The organism is Vibrio sp. VP6 (assembly GCF_028823755.1).
Lineage (GTDB): Bacteria > Pseudomonadota > Gammaproteobacteria > Enterobacterales > Vibrionaceae > Vibrio > Vibrio parahaemolyticus.
The window spans coordinates 1-733 of record NZ_JAPEID010000176.1; the positions used below are offsets into that span (position 1 = coordinate 1).

A 733-nucleotide genomic window follows, 5' to 3' on the forward strand; every position below is an offset into this window, starting at 1 on the left:
GACAGAGAGAGTAAGCATCCCAACTGTAAAGCTGCTCGTTAACATTCCTCCTAAAAATTCAAACGCAGAAAGGTATACCGAGATTTGGATGTTCTACAGGTTTGAAAAGGACAATCCGATCGAGGTTTTGACCTTAGAATATGACAATTGTATCAATTACATATCGTATAAATGACATCATTTAGGTAATTAGGCTTTTATTACACCTAAAATATGTCATAATTACCTAGATTGTGTTGTTTTAAGGAGTCGTGGTATGAGTGATGAAGAGTACTTTTACCCAGTCGTAAGTGACAACTTACCGAAGCATATAAAGAAAGGTCATCAGCTGGTATTTAGCCGCCAGGATCTCTCCGCTCGCGAAGCAGATATGTTTGCATTGATGATCGCACACATGAAAGCGAACGACTGGGAGCATAGTACCCCTCATTATGAGTTCACGTCACATCAGCTATCTGAGTGGTTAGGTGTGGAATCTAAGCATATTGGGAGTAATTTAAGCCCAGTAGCCAACCGTCTTGCGAGCCGAAAAATTGGTATTAAAATAGAGACATGCAAAGGGGATGTTGAATTCGACTACCGCCCACTTTTCAAACATATTGCATACAAGAACGGTACTTTGACCATGGTACCTAATGACATGCTCAAGTCCGAGTACATCGAGTACAATCAAGGTTTTGCCCTTATTAACACTCGCAATTTCTTTGATGTAAAAAAAGAATATTCAAAACGC

The 733-nt window shown here is 39.7% G+C and carries 1 protein-coding gene; it reads left to right on the forward strand.

Translation table 11 applies throughout. The annotated features are described in order from the left end of the window. Positions 1–256: 256 nt before the first annotated feature. Positions 257–733 (forward strand): replication initiation protein (locus tag OU793_RS24750; protein WP_274647933.1); only part of this gene is annotated, 477 nt, incomplete at its 3' end.